The sequence below is a fragment of the Glutamicibacter bergerei genome (genome assembly GCF_054495185.1).
In genome coordinates this window covers 1,016,231-1,037,277 of sequence record NZ_CM137131.1, presented here as the reverse complement: position 1 = coordinate 1,037,277, position 21,047 = coordinate 1,016,231, and the positions used below count along the sequence as shown (strand labels likewise).

The 21,047-nt window shown below is 54.2% G+C and carries 16 protein-coding genes; 9 read left to right on the top strand and 7 right to left on the bottom strand.

Annotation, left to right across the window (positions count from 1 at the left end; translation table 11 throughout):
- Positions 1-36: 36 nt before the first annotated feature.
- Positions 37-2,265, bottom strand: coding sequence for a polyribonucleotide nucleotidyltransferase (locus tag ACX5K5_RS04810; RefSeq protein ID WP_188684786.1), 2,229 nt, complete (start codon positions 2,263-2,265; stop codon positions 37-39).
- A 901-nt stretch (positions 2,266-3,166) separates the two neighbouring features.
- Here ACX5K5_RS04810 and ACX5K5_RS04805 point away from each other — a divergent pair.
- Positions 3,167-5,575: a hypothetical protein gene (locus ACX5K5_RS04805; RefSeq protein WP_459175111.1), complete on the top strand. Its 2,409-nt coding sequence runs from the start codon at positions 3,167-3,169 to the stop codon at positions 5,573-5,575.
- Positions 5,576-5,731: 156 nt separating this feature from the next.
- Here ACX5K5_RS04805 and ACX5K5_RS04800 read toward each other — a convergent pair whose 3' ends face one another.
- Positions 5,732-6,958, bottom strand: a complete 1,227-nt coding sequence (locus tag ACX5K5_RS04800) for a serine hydrolase domain-containing protein (protein WP_459175110.1) — start codon at positions 6,956-6,958, stop codon at positions 5,732-5,734.
- Positions 6,959-7,283: 325 nt separating this feature from the next.
- Between ACX5K5_RS04800 and ACX5K5_RS04795 the strand changes: the two genes are divergently transcribed.
- Together ACX5K5_RS04795 and ACX5K5_RS04790 are read left to right on the top strand one after the other, a co-directional pair.
- Positions 7,284-8,327 carry an NAD(P)-dependent alcohol dehydrogenase gene (locus ACX5K5_RS04795; protein WP_459175109.1) on the top strand — a complete coding sequence of 348 codons (1,044 nt, stop codon included), beginning with the start codon at positions 7,284-7,286 and terminating at the stop codon, positions 8,325-8,327.
- A gap of 136 nt (positions 8,328-8,463) precedes the next feature.
- Entirely contained in the window at positions 8,464-8,769 is a 306-nt protein-coding gene (locus tag ACX5K5_RS04790) for a DUF1883 domain-containing protein (protein ID WP_459175108.1), read from the top strand.
- On the opposite strand, the gene ACX5K5_RS04785 is transcribed toward ACX5K5_RS04790, so the two are convergent.
- From ACX5K5_RS04785 to ACX5K5_RS04775, 3 genes are all read right to left on the bottom strand, one after another.
- Positions 8,758-9,738, bottom strand: a complete 981-nt coding sequence (locus tag ACX5K5_RS04785; RefSeq protein WP_459175107.1) for an ADP-ribosylglycohydrolase family protein — start codon at positions 9,736-9,738, stop codon at positions 8,758-8,760. The two genes, ACX5K5_RS04790 and ACX5K5_RS04785, sit on opposite strands and share 12 nt — an antisense overlap.
- 84 nt (positions 9,739-9,822) lie before the next feature.
- Entirely contained in the window at positions 9,823-10,338 is a 516-nt protein-coding gene (locus ACX5K5_RS04780; protein WP_443458615.1) for a PaaI family thioesterase, read from the bottom strand.
- Between the two features lie 13 nt (positions 10,339-10,351).
- Positions 10,352-10,768: a PaaI family thioesterase gene (locus ACX5K5_RS04775; protein ID WP_443463833.1), complete on the bottom strand. Its 417-nt coding sequence runs from the start codon at positions 10,766-10,768 to the stop codon at positions 10,352-10,354.
- Between the two features lie 114 nt (positions 10,769-10,882).
- Here ACX5K5_RS04775 and ACX5K5_RS04770 point away from each other — a divergent pair, with 114 nt between their 5' ends.
- Complete coding sequence (locus tag ACX5K5_RS04770) at positions 10,883-11,359, top strand: winged helix-turn-helix transcriptional regulator (RefSeq protein ID WP_459175106.1); 477 nt, start codon at positions 10,883-10,885, stop codon at positions 11,357-11,359.
- A 64-nt stretch (positions 11,360-11,423) separates the two neighbouring features.
- Here ACX5K5_RS04770 and ACX5K5_RS04765 read toward each other — a convergent pair whose 3' ends face one another.
- On the bottom strand, positions 11,424-12,020 hold the full coding sequence (locus ACX5K5_RS04765) for a hypothetical protein (protein ID WP_346058840.1): 597 nt from the start codon (positions 12,018-12,020) through the stop codon (positions 11,424-11,426).
- Positions 12,021-12,395: 375 nt separating this feature from the next.
- On the opposite strand from ACX5K5_RS04765, the gene ACX5K5_RS04760 reads away from it, so the two are divergent.
- The 3 genes from ACX5K5_RS04760 to ACX5K5_RS04750 are packed head-to-tail and all read left to right on the top strand — an operon-like array spanning position 12,396 to position 17,013.
- A complete protein-coding gene (locus tag ACX5K5_RS04760) occupies positions 12,396-13,421 on the top strand; it encodes a 3-oxoacyl-ACP synthase III (protein ID WP_459175105.1) in 1,026 nt (341 codons plus the stop codon).
- On the top strand, positions 13,418-16,006 hold the full coding sequence (locus tag ACX5K5_RS04755; RefSeq protein WP_459175104.1) for an alpha/beta fold hydrolase: 2,589 nt from the start codon (positions 13,418-13,420) through the stop codon (positions 16,004-16,006). The genes ACX5K5_RS04760 and ACX5K5_RS04755 overlap by 4 nt, the downstream gene beginning before the upstream one ends.
- The gene (locus ACX5K5_RS04750) at positions 16,003-17,013 is read left to right on the top strand and encodes an NAD-dependent epimerase/dehydratase family protein (RefSeq protein WP_188684767.1); all 1,011 of its coding nucleotides are present in this window, start codon (positions 16,003-16,005) and stop codon (positions 17,011-17,013) included. The genes ACX5K5_RS04755 and ACX5K5_RS04750 overlap by 4 nt, the downstream gene beginning before the upstream one ends.
- Before the next feature lie 281 nt (positions 17,014-17,294).
- On the opposite strand, the gene ACX5K5_RS04745 is transcribed toward ACX5K5_RS04750, so the two are convergent.
- Complete coding sequence (locus ACX5K5_RS04745) at positions 17,295-18,038, bottom strand: IclR family transcriptional regulator (protein ID WP_346059654.1); 744 nt, start codon at positions 18,036-18,038, stop codon at positions 17,295-17,297.
- A gap of 277 nt (positions 18,039-18,315) precedes the next feature.
- Between ACX5K5_RS04745 and ACX5K5_RS04740 the strand changes: the two genes are divergently transcribed.
- Positions 18,316-19,176 (top strand): prephenate dehydratase, encoded by an 861-nt coding sequence (locus tag ACX5K5_RS04740; RefSeq protein ID WP_096254540.1) that lies wholly within the window; start codon positions 18,316-18,318, stop codon positions 19,174-19,176.
- Positions 19,177-19,522: 346 nt separating this feature from the next.
- The gene (locus tag ACX5K5_RS04735; RefSeq protein ID WP_096257834.1) at positions 19,523-20,923 is read left to right on the top strand and encodes a trimethylamine monooxygenase; all 1,401 of its coding nucleotides are present in this window, start codon (positions 19,523-19,525) and stop codon (positions 20,921-20,923) included.
- Positions 20,924-21,047: the final 124 nt, after the last annotated feature.

The following is a 21,047-nucleotide window of genomic DNA, read 5'->3' as shown; positions in this document are numbered from 1 at the left end:
AAATGTGAACCGGGGTTTTCAAACTAGAGGAGAGTATTACTCTGCTGCTTCTTCCGAAGCCTCGTCCTCTTCAACAACTGGAGACAGCGACAGCTTTCCGCGGTCATCGATCTTGGTGATCTCAACCTGGATCTTCTGGCCGACCGAGACTACGTCCTCAACATCATCGACGCGCTTGCCGTCGTTGATCTTGCGCAGCTCGGAGATGTGCAACAGTCCGTCCTTGCCTGGGGTCAGCGAGATGAACGCACCGAAGGTGGTCAGCTTCACTACGGTACCCAAGTAACGCTCGCCAATCTCAGGAACCTGAGGGTTGGCGATGGCGTTGATGGCCGAACGTGCGGCTTCAGCGGACTCACCGTTGGTGGCGCCGATCAGCACGGTGCCGTCATCTTCAATCGAGATGTCAGCTCCGGTGTCTTCCTGAATGGTGTTGATCATCTTGCCCTTCGGGCCGATGACCTCGCCGATCTTATCCACTGGGATCTTCACCGAGATGATGCGTGGCGCGTAGGTGGACAGCTCATCCGGGGTGTCGATGGCCTGGTTGACCACGTTCAGGATGTGCAGGCGAGCCTCGCGAGCCTGAGTCAGCGCTGCGGCGAGCACCGATGCAGGAATACCATCAAGCTTGGTATCAAGCTGGATCGCGGTGATGAACTCAGGAGTACCAGCCACCTTGAAGTCCATATCACCCATGGCATCCTCGGCACCGAGGATATCGGTCAGGGCAGCGTAACGGGTTTCGCCGTCAACGGTGTCCGAAACCAGACCCATAGCGATACCTGCAACCGGTGCGCGCAGTGGCACGCCGGCGTTCAGCAGCGACAGGGTCGAGGCGCAAACCGAGCCCATCGAGGTCGAGCCGTTGGAGCTCAATGCCTCAGAGACCTGACGGATTGCGTATGGGAATTCTTCACGCGTTGGAAGAACAGGCACGATGGCGCGTTCTGCCAGGGCACCGTGGCCGATTTCGCGGCGCTTAGGTGAACCCACACGGCCGGTTTCACCGGTCGAGTATGGCGGGAAGTTGTAGTTGTGCATGTAACGCTTGCGGGTTACCGGGCTCAACGAGTCGATCTGCTGTTCCATCTTGAGCATGTTCAAGGTGGTGACGCCCATGATCTGGGTTTCGCCACGCTCGAAGATTGCCGAACCGTGGACGCGAGGCAGAACCTCAACCTCGGCGGAAAGCTGACGGATGTCAGCTAGACCACGGCCGTCGATACGGATCTGCTCGGTCAGGATGCGCTGACGCACGATGTGCTTGGTCACGGCACCGAAAGCCTTGGAGATTTCGCCTGCACGCTCGGCGAAGGCTGAGCCTTCACCGGTAAGCGATGCAACGATCTCGTCCTTGAATTCGCCGGCGGCGTTGTCGCGATCCTGCTTGTCTGCGATGGCGTAGATTTCTGCCAGGCGGGTGGAAGCTGCTGCTTCAACCGCTGCGTAGGCGTCATCTTCGTAGTCGCGGAAGATTGGGAACTCAACGGTTTCCTTCGCTGCACGCGAAGCCAAATCGGCCTGCGCTTCGCAAAGTACCTTGATGAATGGCTTAGCAGCTTCCAGACCCTCGGCAACGACCTCTTCGGTTGGCGCGGTAGCGCCGCCCTGGATCAGTTCCCAAGCGTTGTCGGTAGCATCGGCTTCAACCATCATGATGGCTACGTCGTCGCCTGCAACACGGCCGGCAACGACCATGTTGAACACTGCGTTCTTCAGCTGGCTGTGCTTAGGGAATGCAACCCACTGGGCGCCTTCTCCATCGTCAACCAAGGCAACGCGAACCCCACCGATTGGGCCGGAGAATGGCAGACCCGAAAGCTGAGTGGACATCGAGGAAGCGTTGATTGCGACAACGTCGTACAGCTCATCTGGATCGATAGCTAGGACGGTTACAACAACCTGAACCTCGTTGCGCAGGCCCTTGACGAAGGCCGGGCGCAACGGGCGGTCCATCAGACGGCAAGCCAAGATGGCTTCGGTCGATGGGCGGCCTTCGCGGCGGAAGAAGCTGCCCGGAATACGGCCAGCTGCATACATACGCTCTTCAACGTCCACGGTCAGTGGGAAGAAGTCGAAGCCTTCGCGTGGGTGCTTACCGGCCGAGGTGGCCGAGAGCAGTACGGTCTCTTCGTCGATGTAAACCATTGCAGCGCCAGCGGCCTGCTTAGCCAAACGGCCGGTCTCAAAACGAATGGTGCGGGTACCGAAGCGACCGTTGTCGATCTGTGCTTCGGCGAATTGAATTTCTGGACCCTCCATTAAGGGGGTTCTCCTTTCGATCGCTCCCATAGCTGACGAGCGATCCGTGACGCCCTACCCAGATCTGGTCTTCGATCGAGACCCGCGCTTCAGCCATCAATAGGCTAAAGCGAAAGCCACTACCGAGGACCGCGATACTGGCGGTCAGGACTCACGGTGACGCGGTCAAGGGAGTGTTTTTATCGTTGAGGTCTTGGCCAGCGGCCAAGTCCTACTCTAAGCCTACCGGGAATTGGCAAAAGGTGCAGTTCCACGCGATTTTCGCGGGTGTCTGACCGCGACGGCAGGTGCCTGAATTCAACTCTGCCAAAGTTCTTGTTTGATTCCCGATTGGGTTCAGCGAACCCACCAACTGGCGAGTGCAATATATAGGTCAAGTATTTTCGGCTCTTTCCACTGCCCTGGTTCGCGCCTTTGGCGGACACCTCCACTGCTCAGCCACTACCATTTGGCGCTCATCACCTCTTCCTGGAGCTTCCAACTCATTGGCATGAGCCACCACGCCATCGGTTGATGATTCCACTATGTCGACACCGAACTTGGAATTTGGATTGAGGTGAGACTCCGCCTATGAATGGATGACGTTGGCAAAAGACGGGAAGATGTTGTTATGGACAATAAGGCGTGTTCTGACCTTTGGACCTGATGTCCGATGGGAGGTTCACGCACACACAAATAGAGGCTGGCTATATTCGCTAGCTCGACATATGGACTAGCCCTCTAAATGAAAACCTTATGAATAAAGGCAAACACGAGGTCAAAGCCCGTTGGGAAGATCGTAAAATCCATTTGGTGGTTGAATCCGTTACCGATTCGTGATCTACTGGCGTGAGCTCCGAGTACCTTGACGGTACTGGGTTCACACTTGCCCGCATCTTTTTGAAGCTAAAGGTTTTCATTCATGAACCAGACCCCAAAAAACCACGCTCGCAAAGCGCGACTTCCTCTTGCAGTCATCGCAGCCGGTTCACTGGCCTTAGGCGGTATCACCGGTGGAACGATGCTTGCTGCCCCCGCCATGGCGGCCCAAACAGCGGAAGTCAGCGCAGCTTCGCCAGCAGCTGATGTACCCCCAGTCTTCCAGTATGGCCCCTTCAAAGTTGGCAACCCTGGAGAAGAGCTCATCTCCTTTGACTACGAGAAGAGTGATCCGGAAAATGGTGTCATCTATCTGACTGACAACGCTGGTTCAGCCAGTGAAGGTGACGAAGTTTCGATGGGTGCATCTTCGCTGCCCCAAACTGGGGTTACCTTTGCCGCCAAGTATGAAGACGGTCAATTTGCCTACAATGGCCCTCGCGATACACCAAATAGTTATCTGACTTGGTCCGGTATGGATAGTGGGCGACAAGTAAGCTTCGGAGCATACATCGGAGCCGACTCTGACAATTATCAAGGTGGAACACACTACATTCCGGCTAATTCTCCGACGCTAGTCGCTGACAAAATCGAGAAAAATAGCAACACGCCGATTCTTCCGGTTGGGACTGAGTCTTGGACCTTCAATATCCCCGCGGGCCAAAGTTGGATTGCGGATTCGAAAGTCACAGTTTCGTACTGGAGCGATGCCCCAGATGCCCCCGATAAGGGGTTTATGTACTACGACTTGAACGTTGATTCATTCTCCGACGGCCAGCTCGTAGTATCGGACGCAGTATTGCCGAAGCTCTCTGAAGGCGACGGCTATTTCGTTACTTTTAGAGGCGCTTCGGAAGAAGAAAGCGCCTCGGTCTATATGGGACTCTATGGGCAGCTCCCCAGTCCCACCCCGGAACCCACTACCGAGCCGACTGTAGAACCAACTGCTACGCCAACCACGGAACCTACTGCTGATCCAACGACCGAGCCTACCGAGGAACCAACCACCGAACCCACGGAAGAGCCAACGGCTACGCCAACATCCGAACCAACTTCGGAACCGACTGCGGAGCCGACAACTGACCCAACCACGGAACCTACGGTAGAACCAACGGCTACGCCAACATCCGAACCAACTTCGGAACCGACCACGGAGCCAACGGCTGAACCGACAGTAGAACCGACGGCGACTCCAACGTCCGACCCTACCGAGGAACCAACAGCTGAACCGACCACGGAGCCAACGGCTGAACCGACAGTAGAACCGACGGCGACTCCAACGTCCGACCCTACCGAGGAACCAACAGCTGAACCGACCACGGAGCCAACGGCTGAACCGACAGTAGAACCGACGGCGACTCCCACGTCCGACCCTACCGAGGAACCAACAGCTGAACCGACCACGGAGCCAACGGCTGAACCAACGCAAGAACCTACCTCAGAACCGAGTGCACCGACTGAAGTCCCCGAAGCGCAGGACCCAGAGTCAGGCGATCAGGTAGCTCCCGGCGAGGAAAATCTCTCCCACGACAGTGATTCCTCCGCGCCAGAGACAGGTAAGTACGTCTTTAACACCAATGGAGATGTAGAAGATGGGTCAGTTACCGTCACCTACCGCACCTCACCGGATGCCAAGCCACAGACCGTAGAAGGCTCTGTAAAGGACGGCAAGCTCACCGTGCAAGGTGATAAGACCTTCACCGATAACGTCAAGGACTTCAACCAGTTGCTCATCACTGTCAAGGACGCGGAAGGAAAAACCATCTCTGCGCTCTTGTCGGGCAAGAGTGTTCTTGCGCTGCAGTCAGACATTGTCGATAACCGACTAGGTCTTCCACTCGCCGAAGCCGGTTCGAAAGAACTAATCTTCGACGTGCCAACGGGTTTCCCGACTTTGACCGCTGAGAACTTCCACTTCGATCTCAAGTTCACCGATACCAAGGGCGAACCTGCCACCGTCGCGAACGTGGAATACACCGTGGATGGCAACAAGCTGAGAGTCAGCGACCCACGAGTCGCGAAGCTCACCGCAGGAACCTACTACCTCACTGGTACTCAGCAGAACGAGGAAAACAACGCCGCAGCGATCGAGAATCCTGCAGCTGAGTCTGTAGTTACTGTTTCTACTTGGTTCGGCCTGTTCGATCCGGCAGTCGAAGAATCACCAGTTCCCACTGACGAACCAACCGAGAAACCAACTTCGGAGCCCACGGAAGATCCAACCACGGAACCATCTGCCACGGAACCATCTGCCACGGTGATGCCAACCCAGGACGCACCAGAACAGGAAAATCCGAAGGATGAGGAATCCAGGAACAAGGACTCCAACAATGATGAGCTTGCCGACACCGGTGCCAACGACGGTTTGCTCATCGCAGGCAGCGTAGCACTCGGCTTGATTATCCTAGGTGGAATTGCCCTCGCGCTCCGTCGCCGAGGACGCCACAGCTAACCTGGGCGCTTAGCAAAGCTAGCAGGGTTCATAGACCGGTGGGCCGACATAGAAATATGTCGGCCCACCGGTCAGTTTTTAACCACAACGATCCATCGAGCTAACTGCCCTTAGAAAACGAGGGCAGTTCCTTTGAGCCAAGATGTTTTTGCGGGGCTACTGCGAGTCCTGCGGTGCAGTCTGCATCTCCACGAGCAGGGCAGCTGCAATCGAGTCGAAAGCCCCCAACGTGGCATAAAGCTTGATGGGATCCTGCGGCAATGGCCAACTGGAGAGTTTCACGGCAACCATCTGAGCTGGACGGTTGATGTAGATCATCTGTCCATGGATGCCCATGCACAGCACCACATCATTTCCGGGATATGGAAACCACATTTGGTTCCGGTACATCCCGCCGGGCATACGGTAGTCCCCCGGGCTAGCAGCAAAAGCATCTCGCGAATCCGGAGCGCCTTCCAACGTTTGTGCAATCCATTCTTCAGAGAGCACACGTTCCCCAGTCAATGAAAGTCCGTCATTGAGGAATACTGCACCGAATCGGGCCATATCTCGTAGCGTGGCGTTGATCCCGCCGTCGAAAGTCCCGGTCCCGTACTGATCGATGCAAATCGTCGCGTCAGCTCCGCTACCGAGTTTGCTCCATAGGACTTCAGACATCAGCTGTGGCATTGCGGTTCCTGAAGCGGCCTCGCACACCCAGCCAAGCATGTCAGTTTCGCAGGAGCGATATTCGAATACTCCGCCATGAGCCGTTTTGCGTTGCAGTGTTTTCAGGAATGGGTACATTCCAGTCGGTCCGGGCGTATTGGTTGGCGCCCATCCGATGGCTTCCGACATCCGGCGGATCCCGGATAACGGATCCAAATAATTTTCGGAGAAATCAATTCCTGAACGCATATCGAGCAAGTGGCGCACCCTCGCGCCGGCATAACCTGCGTCAGCCAGCTCGGGGATATAGTCCGTGATCTGGGCGTCGGGATCTAGAACTCCCGAATCGCATAGGGAACCGGCAACGGCACCAATCAGGGATTTACTCATCGACATCAAAAGGTGCGAAGAATCTTCATTCATCTGCCCCAAGTATTGTTCTGTGATCGTTGTGCCTCGATGCGAAACCATCCATGCATCGGTATGTGTCGTAGCCATAATCGATCCAACCGTCACCGGCGGAGCACCCGGAATGCTGGACGGCGCTAGTACTAAATCCAGGTTGCGAATCGCACCGGGGAGTTCAGAAGGCGACGCTGAACCGCGAGGAATTTCGGCGGTGGGCAAGAAGTCAGCCATATGCTGAAAAGACCAGTGCAGGTTCTCAGGCAATTTCCAATTCAAGGCGTTGATTGTGCCAGCGCCAGTACCAGCGTCTATTTGAGTGCCATCCATGAGAGATCCTTTCACCGCCACACCAGTTAGTAAATGGGAGACTACCATTGAGTAACCGGGATGTGGCTCTTGGACTGTCACGTATCAGTTACTTAGGTTCATAAGGTGCCGGCAATGAATGACAGCTTGGCTTCTTCCCGGTACTTCTGACCCTTGTTCCTTGGATTTATCCGAGCTAGCTGGGAATTGGCAAGCAATCAGGCTCGTCGGGATTATTCTGGCTGTTTGCGCTGTTGTTAATTTCCGGAACACACGCTTTGCCCGATCCGATCTACCCGATTCTTTTGGGATAAAGCGCATTCACTGAGTACGAGGAAAGAGAACTATGACAACCATGGTCAATGCATACGCTGCACCTTCGGCTACCGAAGGATTAATTCCAACTCAGATCGAGCGACGCGAGGTAGGCCCGCGCGACGTCCTGATCGACATCAAGTACTCGGGCATCTGCCACTCGGATATTCACACCGTGCGCGGCGAATGGGGACCTCGGTCCTACCCATTGGCTCCAGGCCATGAAATCGCCGGCATCGTGACCGAAGTCGGATCCGAAGTCACCAAACACAAGATCGGTGACCGCGTGGGCGTGGGATGCATGGTTAACTCCTGCATGGAATGTGAAAACTGCCTCGCTGGCGACCAGCAATTCTGCGACAGCTCCATCGGAACCTATGGTTCAGTCGATCGAGATGGGACCATCACCCAGGGTGGGTATTCCACCCATGTTGTGGTCACCGAAAACTTCGTATTGAGCATCCCAGAAGGTATCGAGCTTGATGTGGCCGCTCCGCTACTCTGCGCCGGCATCACCACTTTCTCCCCACTGAAGCGCTGGGGTGCAGGCCCTGGCAAGAAGGTGGCAGTGGTGGGCCTTGGCGGTCTGGGCCATATGGCCGTGAAGATTGCTAGCGCTATGGGAGCCGAAGTTACCGTGCTATCCCAGTCGTTGAAGAAGAAGGACGAAGGACTGAGCATGGGTGCCAGCGATTATCGCGCCACCAGCGATGAGAGCACCTTCAAGGATCTGCACAAGAACTTCGACCTGATCATTAACACGGTCAGCGCCTCGATCAATATCAGCGATTACCTTGAGCTGTTGCGTGTAAACGGCACCATGGTCAATGTGGGTGCCCCAGCGGAACCATTGCCAGTGAATGCCTTCGCATTGATTGGTGGACGTCGTTCGTTCGCCGGTTCACAGATTGGCGGCATCGAAGAAACCCAAGAGATGTTGGATTTCTGTGCCGAGCACGGCATTGGTGCTGAAATTGAGGTCATTGGCGCCGAGCAGATCAACGAAGCTTATGAGCGCGTGATGAAGTCTGACGTTCGCTACCGCTTCGTGATTGACACAGCAACTTTGGTCTAAAAGTAGTATCCATCGTCCTGCGGACGGCGTTCGAACGATTAACTTACAGTTGATTGTTCGAACGCCGTTTCCGCCTATGGCATCGGGGCGCAGCGAAGAACTACGCATAGCGTGACTCGATTACAGAGGATTCTCAATGACCGCTCCTGATTTCACCGAATACTCTTGGGATCATCTTGAACGTGGCAGCATCTTGGTGGTCACGCTCAGCGGACCGGCCTATCTCAGGCTCATGGACCCGGAAAATTTCGCCGCGTTCCAAGATTCAGATGATTATGATTTTCGAGGTGGCTTAGCGCGTAAAGCACCGTATCGAATCAAGGTTCCACGTTCAGGCCCCTGGTATTTAGCGGTTGATCTTAGCGGATTGGGAGTCCGCGGGGTGCGCCATGCAGTGAGCGTGGAACCGCCACAGCGGCTCGACGGTCCACTAACCGACTAGTTTGAGTGAAAGTTCAACTAGATTTTTTGCGTTCAAACCTGGCCAGCCATGCAGTATTTCCAGCCACTGCTTCGGAATAGCTCGTAGCCCGTAAGCGGCACCGACCAACGATCCAGCAATTGCGGCCACGGTGTCGGTATCGACCCCGCCGCGTACCGCAGCTTCGACGGATGCGACGAGGTGCTCGGCGCTCCCACCGTCAGCAGCTTTGGAAACCATGATGGAACTCCAAGCTCCTTGGAAAGCTTCAACCACCCAGCCATTATGTGAGAAATCGCGTGGGCGTTTTTCTTCAGCCTGCTGGATACGCCGTTCCCAAACTAAGGCGCGTTCAGGATCTAGCAGTGGTAGCCCTACGCGGATATTTAGTTCTGCGGTGAGTAAGGCGTGACGCACTGCTAGTGTCCATAATGCGCAGGCTTCGGCGGCCTCATCATCGAAGTGAGTCAGTTTACTAATCTTGACTGCCGCCTGGTAAGTATCGTCCGGCGTACGGTCTAGATAGGCCAAGGCGATGGGAGCAGTGCGCATTAGGCTTCCGTTGCCTCCCGAGCGACCTGTTTGCCGGTGAATCGCAGTCGCGGCCGCGACTGCATCCGCCGTGTTCGGAGCATCCCGCTTATCAACCCGCGCGGTTTGTTCAGCCGCACGGAGAACAGCCCGCGTCTGGGTACCCACGTCCGGCGCATCTTTCGCCCAGATAGCCCACTGGCGCACCATGTAATCAGATGCGCCTGTGTCGAGTTGACCTTCGGAGTTCGCTAGCGCGCGTGCAATCACGATTGCCATCGAGGTATCGTCTGTCCACTCTCCGGGGGCAAAGTCACCAAGCCCGCCACCGATCATGGCTACCGGTTTGTTAGCCGGCATAGGGGAATCAAATTCGTACCCCGCGCCAAGAGCATCTCCCGCGGCCATACCTGTAAGAACTCCACAGATACGGTCTTTCACATCAGACGAAAACTTCATACTATCCCCATCAGAAAACTTGCACTTTGCCAACGTATTGGCGGTAAATCCAAGTTATCCCGTGTAACCGACACTTTTCAGCATTCAGTTTTTAGGGTTGCCAAGTGGAAACACAAGAAGTGATCCCGACGCGGTTGCTACCGTCTTCCCGTTTTTATCTACAACTTCTCCTTCGGCGAAGATCACCCGTCGTCCCGGCTTGGTAACAGTTCCGGTGCAACGCAGCGGTCCGCTATCGGCCAACACCGGACGCAGGTAGTTCACTTTGATTTCAATGGAGGTGTATCCCATTCCTGCCGGAAGCGTCGAGTGTGCGGCGCAGCCAAGTGCAGAGTCCAACACTGCGCAAACTAGTCCTCCATGCACGGTCCCAATCGGGTTATACAAAGACTCATCCGGTGTACTTGTGAAAGTTACCGACCCTTCGATGACTTCAACTAGATCCATGTTGAGATGCGACGCGATTGGTGCACCAGGAAGTTCACCGGACGCCATCTTTTTCAGATATTCCAGTCCGGAAAGTAAAGGGAGCTGTTCCATGGCGCCAGCAGGATCTCGCCACTTCACAAGTTTTTCACGTGCGTCAGTGCTAGCTTCCATTGATATGACTCCTTTAGCCTTGAACTTCGGTTGATTTTTCGGGCAACGGCACATTTTGTAAGCGCAGTTGCCCGCGGGCCAGCACCTTGGAACTAGCGTCATCGGTGATGATGACTTCCCATAATTGCTGGGTACGGCCTTGATGCAAAGCAGTGGCCTTCACTAAAGCCAATCCGGAACTGCCTGACCGTAAAAAATCTGTGGCATTGTGAACACCGACAGCAAATTGTCCATACTCGTTGACTGCGAAGCTCGCCCCAATACTGGCGGCACTTTCTACGATTGTGGTGAACAGTCCTCCATGCACCACTCCCCACGGCGTGTGATGATTTGTTCCTAATTGCACGTGTCCGCGCAAGGACGTGGCGTTGAGTTCATCAACGACAAAGCCGGTAGCAGCCACAAACTCGCTGGACTCAGTCCGTTTCATACCTGGCAGAAGTTCTTCATTCGTATTCAATCGCTTGCCCTTCAAAAGCTGGCTGTTATATTTGAAGCTAGCTAGATCGTCAGGATCTGTCAACGGTAAGGGGCCGCTTTGAACATGCAGTGGCTGGACTACGACACCGAGAACTGCTCTATTCAGCGCACCTTGGAAATCGTCGGTGAAAAGTGGAGTTTGTTGATACTCCGAGAAGCATTTAATGGAGTGCGTCGATTTGATGCGATCCGCAGTCACCTCGGGGCTTCCGAAGCGGTTATCTCCGCCCGGCTAAATTCCCTCATAACCAGTGGAATACTCGTAGCCACACCATACAAGGAACCTGGCCACCGTACGCGTAACGAATATCGCCTCACCCCGAAAGGCTTGGATCTTTATCCAATAATAATTTCGCTGCTTCGTTGGGGCGACAGATACGAGGCAGATCCCGCCGGACCACCGATACTCATCAAGCACCGCGATTGTGGCGAGCAGGTTTCTACCGTGGTGCAGTGCGCGCTCGGGCACGTTCTAGACTCGCCACGAGAGTCTCAGGTATCCCCCGGGCCCGGGGCGAAACTGCGCGGATCAGTTCACTAAAGTTACGGTCTTACAGGCAATCAATTTCGCAGTTTCCAGTGAATTTTCTTCAGCGCTGCATCTCTTATCGCTGATCTCTGCGCGACGCTTGCGGTGGACCTGCCGTTGGCTCTCCAAGGCTTGACGCCCCGTCCAACATTGTGAGCCGGGCCTTAACTTGCTCTAAATCAATCTTGAGTTGGTCAACAGTCGCACGGTAATTATTGAGCTCTCGCTTTCGACGTCTAGCAGCTCTGTAACTCATAACCACGACGAGAAGCATCAGTGGAACAGCGATGAGTAGCGCCCAGCCGCTCTTCGTGAAGAAATCCAGTGCTACCGGAAGCGCCTGTTGGAACGCCACAAGCGAGTTCACACTTCCAACCATTGATTGGAGTGCGGAATTTAATGGGTCCAAATATTGCCCGACGAGAGGTGTTTCGCTCAGAGAAGGTGCGCTGAGCGGGACGGTTCCCTCCTGCGCCCACCTAGAATCCCCAACGGTCCGCAAAACATAGATCCCCGTGCCGGCGTTAAGCACTGCAAAGAGCACCACAGAACTAAGAGCTACCCATTGCAGTTGTCGCCGTTGCCAGATGCCCATCACCGCAGCGAAAACTGCGACGCATACCCAAATCGCGACCGACAGGTCTTCTAGGCTTAAACCGCGCAGTAGATCCATAAAATTTCCCGCCTATTCACTGTACGAGCACCATCGGGCCTTTAGCTCAAGGCAAGCCTACCGGAGGAGAAATTAGTGCCACAGGTCTCAGAACTTACTTCTGAGCACTCCCAAAGTTATCAACCCATCACTGGGCCCATTCCGCGAAAATGTTACTGTGCAGTAACTCACTGTGGTTCAGATGAACGAAATATAGCCAAAAAGACTGTGAGTTTCTTGCTAACCGCTGAAAATAGCGTGCCCGTGTACGCACTGTGCGCCAACAAGGAATACGGTAGAGATAGACGTTTTTTATTATGGCTCATAAAGCATCAAACTACTTCTACTTCGTTGCGTCCGAGCACGGCGCGACAGCCCCGACACAAAGGCTACATTTTGAACGGCAACGCCACTTTTAAACACCACAACGTGGCCCTCTTAGCGGTAAATAGCGTACTTGCACCAGAGGTCATGAGTTCAGCAGAATTCGACGAGCGACTGGCTCCAAGCCTCAAGCGTCTGCGTCTATCTAAGAAGTTGCTTGAACGGGTGTCGGGCGTAAAAGAACGCCGGTGGTGGTCGGAGGGTGTCGAGTTTGACGACGCTGCAATCGTTGCTGGTAAAAATGCGCTTACGCAGGCAGGTGTGGAACCGGGCGAGATTGGTCTCCTGATTAATACCTCAGTCACCCGCCGCAACCTAGAGCCTTCGGTAGCTTCCAAGATCCATAATGGTTTGGGTTTACCATCCTCCGCTATGAATTTTGACATAACAAATGCCTGCCTAGGATTCGTCAATGGTATGAGCTTGGCAGCAAACATGATTGATTCCGGGCAGATCAAGTACGCATTGATCGTGGCTGGCGAAGATTCCCGCCCGACTCAAGAAACGACATTCCAGCGCCTGAATCATGAGAGCTCTACTCGTGAAGATTACATGCGCGAGTTTGCGACTTTGACCCTTGGTTCGGGCGCAGCTGCAGCCGTCATCGGCCCCGCAGATCTGCATCCGGATGGACACCGCATCGTTGGTGGCGTCTCCCGCGCTGGTACCGAACATCATGAACTGTGCGTAGGTGGCCCGGCAGGAATGTACACCGACACCAAGGGATTGTTGGACAACGGCCTTGAACTAGTGGTAAATGCTTGGGATGAAGCCCAGGAATCCGGATGGAATTGGAAGTCCATGGATAGGTATGTCACCCACCAAGTTTCCAAGTCGTACACCAACGCCATCATCAAGGCTGTGGGTCTGGTCAAGGATCGCGTTCCGATTACCTTCTCCAAGTGGGGAAACGTTGGCCCAGCCTCTTTGCCGATGACCCTGTCGCAGGAAGCTGACACCTTAAAGCCAGGCGACCGTGTTCTGTGCATGGGCGTTGGTTCAGGATTGAATACCGCGATGATGGAGATTGCCTGGTGACCGAGCTTTTCCCCGGTGTAGATGGAATTTATTCGAATTATCTAGAGGTTCCTTCCACTTCAAAAGTGGATGATCCAGGGACGCTGCACATGTGGCATCTGCTCGATAACGAAGACGAACTTCTAGCACGAGGAATTGAGCCCATCGGCACCCTCGTGTGTGTCCATGGCAACCCAACTTGGTCTTACCTCTGGCGCAGCCTGTTGAACCATGTCTCGGCTAATGCCCTGCCGTGGCGCGTCGTCGCAGTGGACCAGCTAGATATGGGATTCTCCGCACGTACCGGCAAGTTCCGTCGGTTAGCTGACAGAGTTAATGATTTGGGAGACCTAATCGACTCGCTCGGACTCAGTGGCAAGGTCACCACTGTGGGTCATGACTGGGGTGGTGTCATTTCTCTGGGATGGGCCATCAGCCACCAGGATCAGCTGGCCAACGTCATTTTAACTAACACCGCGATTCATCCTGCTGGCTTTGAACTCCCCGCGGCCTTGAAGCTCGCTTCGCATCCTGCGGTTCATGGCTGGGGCACCAAGACCACCAGCGCATTCTTACAAGTAACCCACTCACTGGCCCAGCCTGCGCTGGATCCAGAAGTCCGCAAAGCATTCATGGCACCTTACACAAGTGCTGCCAAACGCGATGGCGTAGCGAACTTTGTGGCAGATATTCCTTTTGCCGAAGACCATCCCAGCCGCTCAACGCTGAACGAAATTGCGCAGGCCGTACGCACGCTCACCGTTCCGGTCTTGATGTTGTGGGGTCCCAAAGATCCAGTCTTCTCAGACCGCTACCTACGCGATCTAATGGGTCGACTCCCGCACGCGCAGGTGCACCGCTTCGAGGGCGCCAGTCATTTGGTAGGCGAAGACAAAGATATCGCCACCCCAATGTTTGACTGGTTGTCCAGCAATCAGAACTCCACAAATTCTTCACGAGCAGACAGCCTCGGTGACTACCGGCCAATGCTCGCAGAGTTGGATTCACGCACCACAGATCACAGCGTCGCTGTGGTAGATATTAATCCTCCACGCTCCCTTTCCTGGTCAGAGTTGGGCCAGCGAGTCAACGCTTTGGCCGCAGGTCTCCAGGAAATTGGTGTTAAGGCCGGAGACCGCGTTAATTTACTAGTTCCTCCGGGCATTGAGCTAACAACTTTGATCTATGCTTGCCTGCGTTTAGGGGCTGTCATAGTAGTGGCCGATGCTGGACTCGGCACCAAGGGTTTGGGACGCGCCATCAAGGGCGCTGGGCCAAGCTATCTTATTGGTATTGACCGGGCACTCACCGGGGCACGACTATTCAACTGGCCAGGTACCAAAATTTCAGTGGAAACCTTGCCTGCCGCCAAGCGCAAACTATTAGGCGTTGAGCATTCTCTTCCCGAGCTTTTCGAAGTAGGAAACAAGCTCTCATCGAAGGCTTCAAATTTTGTGTCGGCCGAACCAGATGCTGACGCCGCGGTGCTTTTCACCTCGGGTTCGACCGGCCCTGCTAAGGGTGTTGTTTATACACACCGTCAGTTGGGCGCAATGCGCGACACCCTGCGCGAAACTTACAATCTCAAAGCCGGTTCTGCCCTTGTTGCTGGCTTTGCACCATTTGCCTTGCTTGGTCCAGCATTGGGCGCTACCTCGGTCACTCCAGATATGGATGTCACCGCACCACGTACGCTGACTGCCTCCGCCCTAGCAGACGCTGCGGTGGCCGTAGATGCAACGACGGTATTCGCCTCGCCCGCAGCACTGGCCAACGTTTTGAAAACCAAGAATTCCTTGGATGCAACCCACCGGGAGACTCTCGCGAACGTTTCGGTGATGCTCTCGGCTGGTGCGCCCATTCCAGAACCATTGTTAGCCAAAGTCCAAGAGCTTGTACCTAACGCACAGGTACACACGCCTTATGGCATGACCGAGGCACTTCCCGTCACAGATATCGACCTTGCGGGTATTCGCGCTGCAGGCCAGGGCAACGGTGTATGCGTTGGTACGGCCGTCGCTGGCGCAAAAGTAGCCATTGCCCCCATAGATTCAATGGGCATCGCGGGAGACCAACCGGAATACACGCCTCACGTCACAGGTGAAATTCTGGTGCGCGCCCCACATATCAAGGATCGTTATGACCGGCTTTGGATTACCGAGCAGGTAAGCATTTCAATCCCGGGCTGGCATAGGACCGGAGATGTTGGACATCTCGATGATGACGGACGGCTTTGGGTAGAGGGCCGGCTTGGGCATGTATTGAGTACCGCTAAAGGTGCAATTACCCCGGTAGCCGCTGAACACGCAGTTGAGTCTGTGGCCGGCGCTGGTCGCGCCGCATTGGTGGGCGTAGGACCGGCCGGCACGCAAGCTGCCGTAGTCGTAATGGAAACTATTCCGCCAGCGCGCAAAGCAGGCCCCGCAAGCAACGAGTTATCGCAAAAAGTTCGTAGTGCCGTCGCCGAAACCGGCGTGGACGTGGCTGCAGTTTTGATTGTTTCATCGCTGCCAACTGACATTCGTCATAACTCCAAAATCGATCGTGCCGCACTAGCTACTTGGGCAACTGCCACGCTCGCCGGCGGAAAGGTCCGCCAGCCATGAGCACAGCAGCAAATAATACAAAACCTCGTCGTGTCTTGGTTACCGGAGCCAGTGGCATGCTCGGTGGGGCGGTAGCTCAGCTATTGCGCGACAAAGGGCACCAGGTTCGAACTTTCCAGCGCGGTGCTTCAAGCCAAGCAACGGACGAGATCCGTGGTTCACTCACCGATCAGGATGTCGTGGCCACAGCCGTAGAATCCATGGATGCGGTGATTCATCTGGCCGCGAAGGTCTCCTTTACCGGCCATTGGAACGAATTTGTCGCCACTAACATCGATGGAACAGCAAATTTGTTAGCGGCTGCGAAAAGCGCCGGCATTAAGGATTTTGTTTTTGTTTCCTCGCCGTCGGTCGCTCATTTCGGCAATTCGTTGGCGGGCGCGTCAGCAGGTGTTGCGAACCCGAATTTGGCTCGCGGAAACTATGCTCGCTCTAAGGCAGCTGCTGAGCTAAGTGCACTGGCCGAGGACTCCCCCGAATTCCGGGTGGCTGCTATTCGACCACATGTGGTGTGGGGCCCTGGCGATACTCAACTGGTTGAGCGCGTGGTTGACCGTGCCAAGAGCGGCCGGCTTCCTCTGCTAGACAGTGGTGTGGCACTTATTGATACTACGTACATTGATAATGCTGCCTCGGCGATTGTTCGCGGGCTGGAACGCATGGATTACGCCCACGGACGTGCACTTGTTGTCACCAATGGTGAACCTCGCCCGGTGGGGGAACTCATTGCTGGAATCTGCAAGGCTGGTGGAGCTCCGGCTCCGAAACTCAATGTTCCCGGTTGGTTAGCGCGTGGTGCTGGTTCGGTCATCGAGAAGGTCTGGCTGGCCGCAGGTTCTCGCAACCTAGTGCATGATGAGCCGCCGATGACTCGGTTCTTGGCCGAGCAGCTTTCAACCGCACACTGGTTTGACCAACGCGAGACGCACGAAGTGTTGGATTGGAAGCCAACGGTAAGTATTGACGAAGGCTTGGCAAAACTTACAACCTACTATGGGCAGTTATAACTCAAAAGTACGTAGCCGTTAGACCTCTGGCGGTGGCCGTTCCAGGTAGCGCGACCCCGAAGCCTTGGGGGAATCTTCGGGGTCGCTATCCTGAACGTTGGTTTTCCGAGTCTTGGGGGTACCCAGGAAATACTGCGCAGGAGGTTTAGAGGCTGTTTGGAACGCTAGATATCGTAGTTGGTCCGTAGCACTCGCGCTACATCCTGGATTTCTAGATTCCTGCTGAACTTCTATGTCTCCATCATCGCTGGTGGGCCAATTGGTCAACAAGAGACAAGATTTCAAATACTGATAAGAGATGGCCCCATCGCAAGACCGAGACGTCTTGCAGCCCTCTTAAGGCTTGCTTCTTCGCTTTCCAGCATCTTGCGTTGCGAAGGTAGAGAAACTGCAATCGCGCCAACCATCCCGCTATTCTGAATGGGAGCCGCGTGACAGGAAATACCTAGTAGATATTCTTCTTTATCTGACCAAATATTGGAACCGACGGACAAGTTGCGCTCCAGACCGCCCCGGCTAGTAATGGTGTTAGGCGTTAGATCATACAGATCGTGTCGGTTGATGTAATCATCACGCAGTTCGTCGCTGAGGTTTGCCAAAATCGCCTTGCCGAATGCCGTTGCATGCCCGGATTCATGCACTCCTACCCACAAATCTACGCTTCGCCCTTCGGGACCTTCGACCATTGCTAGGAGATGGATCTCGTCATCCTGGTAAGTGGTTAAATACGTGGCTGCGCCAAGCTCATCACTCAACGACCGAAGCACTGGGCGAACCCGTGGCACCAGTTCTTGTATCGCATCATTTTGCACCGTAAGTGACGATGCACCGAGCGCATATCCACCATCAATTTTGCACAGGTAACCCTCAAATTCGAGGGTCCGCAGCAAGTGATAGGTCGTTGGTAAGGGAAATTCGGTGACTCGTGCAAGCTTCTTCGCCGAAACGGCAGTACCGCTCGCCGCAACAGCCTCCAAAAGGCGCAATGCCTTCTGCACAGACCCAATCAAAGTTGGTTGTGCCACTTCACACCCCCATGAAAAGCTGAGATCCCAGAGACAGCAGTGACCTACATCATAACCTAAGCTGATTAGAACCGTTGGGGGCTCTAAATTCTGTCAAATTTTGCACCCACATAAATCGACACTCACCGCAGTATCTGGCTTACCGCGAACGACCAGACAGAAATTATTTGGGGGAATTTTACTCTCTGAGATTGTAAGCAACATTCATAGATCGGCCGCTTCGAAACATCCTTGCTAGCATTCATCGGTGGCGAGCACTCTGCGCTAAATTGAACTAATGAGCAAAAAGATTTCGTATCAGGGCGAAGCCGGATCCAATTCGAATATGGCCTGCACCGAGCAGTTCCCCGATATGGAAGCCATACCTTGTGCGAGCTTTGAAGACGCCTTCGCCATGGTGGAAAGCGGCGAAGCCGATCTTGCCATGATCCCGATTGAGAACTCGATTGCGGGACGAGTTGCCGACATTCACGTTTTACTCCCCGAATCTGGACTACAGATTGTCGGCGAGCACTATTTACGTATCCGTTTTGACCTGTTGGGACTTCCTGGAAGCAGCATTGAAGAAGCTACCGAAGTCCATAGTCATATCCATGCACTAGGACAGTGCCGCAAGATCATCCGTGAGAACAAGCTGATACCAGTGATCGCTGGAGACACCGCAGGTTCCGCGCGCGAGGTCCGAGACTGGAACGACCCGACCAAACTATCTCTGGCACCACCACTTGCTGCCGAACTGTATGGACTAGAAGTACTAGCTTCTTCGGTAGAAGACGACGAAACGAACACCACTCGTTTCGTGGTTCTTGCGCGGAAGCAAGAGCTCCCCGCGCGCGCTAAACTACCCGAATCTGTGATCACCACCTTGGTCTTCCACGCTCGCAACGTGCCTAGCGCACTGTACAAAGCATTAGGCGGATTTGCTACCAACGGGGTAAACCTGACCCGCATGGAAAGTTACATGCTCGACTCAAGTTTCGCTGCCACAATTTTCATGGTTGACATCGAGGGCCATCCCGAAGATCTACCGGTACGCCTTGCCCTAGAAGAATTGGACTTCTTCACTTGGGAAATCAAGATCCTAGGCACCTACGCAGCAAGTGAGCATCGCCAAAAAATCTCTGCCTCCTTCGTGTAAAGGTTGGCAGCTCAATAGTCTCCGATTCCTCGGTACTCACTCCTAGGTGTTGGCGTTATTTGCTGTGCCTCAAGGTGAAATACCGAGCACGAATTTCTCTGAAACGACATCAAACCTCCCCCTCAATAGATGCTTTAAAATTCCAAAAAATGAATAACTGATAAACTCAAGGGTGGAGTCCCTTGAACAGGACAAGTTTTCCCTCGGCATGTGAACGTTTTCTATGCGTGACTGGTCGACTGGTTTAGAGCATTTTTGTTGAATTGCGCGACGCTGACGAACTCGATTGTTGGTTCGATTCTCGGCGCGCAACTGATATAAGGCTTAGATAGCCGGAGAGGTACGTTTGACTCAACGCGTCGCCATCATTGGAGCAGGACCCAGCGGCATTGCCCAGCTGCGGGCATTCGATTCTGCCAAGAAATCCGGGCGAGAGATCCCTGAGATCGTCTGCTTTGAAAAGCAAGACGACTGGGGAGGCCAGTGGAATTACAACTGGCGTAGCGGCATCGACAAGTACGGCGAACCAGTACATTCGAGCATGTACCGCAACCTTTGGTCTAACGGCCCCAAAGAAGCCCTAGAATTCGCCGAGTACACATTTGATGAGCATTTTGGCCGCCCAATTTCTTCCTACCCACCACGTGCAGTGCTGTGGGATTACATCAATGGTCGCGCCGAGAAGTCCGATGTTAAAAAGCACGTTCGCTTCGCTACTGTGGTGCGTTGGGTTGATTTTGACGAGAGCACCAACCTATTTACTGTCACCACCGAAGATCTCAAGACCGGGCAAACGGAAACTTCCGAATTCGATCACGTCATTGTGGGCTCCGGACACTTCAGTTTCCCTAACGTCCCAGATTTTAAGGGCATTGAAACGTTCCCTGGCGAGCTTATGCATGCCCACGATTTCCGCGGAGCTGAACGCTTAGCAGATAAAGATGTTCTGCTGATCGGAGCAAGTTATTCGGCTGAAGACATTGGTGTCCAATCATTCAAAATGGGCGCACGCTCAGTCACGTATAGCTACCGCTCAGGTCCTATGGGGTTCGACTGGCCAGAAGGCATTGAGGAACTCCCCCTCATTGACCGCTTCGAAGGTTCAACCGCGTACTTCAGCAACGGCATGTCCCGCTCATTTGATACGGTCATCCTGTGCACCGGATACTTGCACCACTATCCATTCTTGCCCTCTGACCTGGCATTGGATTCACCAAACAACGTTTACCCGGATACTTTGTACCGCGGTGTTGTTTCTGAAAACAACGACAGCCTGTACTACCTTGGTGCTCAAGATCAGTGGTTCACCTTTAATATGTTTGATGCCCAGGCTTGGTACGTTCGCGATCTAATTTTGGGTGAGCTAACCATCCCTTCGCCGAGCGAACAACGCGAAAGCATCGATGCATGGCTTGAACGTTTTAACGCTATCGAAACAGCAGAAGACGAAGTGAAATTCCAGGCCGACTACATACGAGATCTCATTGAACTGACGGACTACCCGATGTTTGATTTGGATGAGGTCACCCGAACCTTTATGGCTTGGAAAACGGATAAGAAGAAAAATATCCTGACCTACCGCGACAAGGTTTATCGTTCAGTGATGACCGGTACGATGGCAGACAAGCACCACACTCCATGGCTCAGCGAACTGGATGACAGCATGGAACGCTACGTTTCCGCTGCCCCGCGAGAAAAACTCGAAGATCTCGCCTCCAACGAGCACTCCAAGTCGAGCAAGGCATAGCTAAATCTTGACCTTGCAGCTTTAGCCTTGACCGCATAGTGGCCTTGCACCGAGTACCTAGTGCAAGGCCACAGCCATGTCTAGAACTTTATTCGCCTCAGATACACCGAGCCTGCTTTAGCCC

Coding starts and splice junctions, on each gene's coding strand:
- ACX5K5_RS04810 (WP_188684786.1), bottom strand. CDS start 2,265: ATGGAGGGTCCAGAAATTCAATTCGCCGAAGCACAGATCGACAACGGT.
- ACX5K5_RS04805 (WP_459175111.1), top strand. CDS start 3,167: ATGAACCAGACCCCAAAAAACCACGCTCGCAAAGCGCGACTTCCTCTT.
- ACX5K5_RS04800 (WP_459175110.1), bottom strand. CDS start 6,958: ATGGATGGCACTCAAATAGACGCTGGTACTGGCGCTGGCACAATCAAC.
- ACX5K5_RS04795 (WP_459175109.1), top strand. CDS start 7,284: ATGACAACCATGGTCAATGCATACGCTGCACCTTCGGCTACCGAAGGA.
- ACX5K5_RS04790 (WP_459175108.1), top strand. CDS start 8,464: ATGACCGCTCCTGATTTCACCGAATACTCTTGGGATCATCTTGAACGT.
- ACX5K5_RS04785 (WP_459175107.1), bottom strand. CDS start 9,738: ATGAAGTTTTCGTCTGATGTGAAAGACCGTATCTGTGGAGTTCTTACA.
- ACX5K5_RS04780 (WP_443458615.1), bottom strand. CDS start 10,338: ATGGAAGCTAGCACTGACGCACGTGAAAAACTTGTGAAGTGGCGAGAT.
- ACX5K5_RS04775 (WP_443463833.1), bottom strand. CDS start 10,768: ATGAAACGGACTGAGTCCAGCGAGTTTGTGGCTGCTACCGGCTTTGTC.
- ACX5K5_RS04770 (WP_459175106.1), top strand. CDS start 10,883: ATGCAGTGGCTGGACTACGACACCGAGAACTGCTCTATTCAGCGCACC.
- ACX5K5_RS04765 (WP_346058840.1), bottom strand. CDS start 12,020: ATGGATCTACTGCGCGGTTTAAGCCTAGAAGACCTGTCGGTCGCGATT.
- ACX5K5_RS04750 (WP_188684767.1), top strand. CDS start 16,003: ATGAGCACAGCAGCAAATAATACAAAACCTCGTCGTGTCTTGGTTACC.
- ACX5K5_RS04740 (WP_096254540.1), top strand. CDS start 18,316: ATGAGCAAAAAGATTTCGTATCAGGGCGAAGCCGGATCCAATTCGAAT.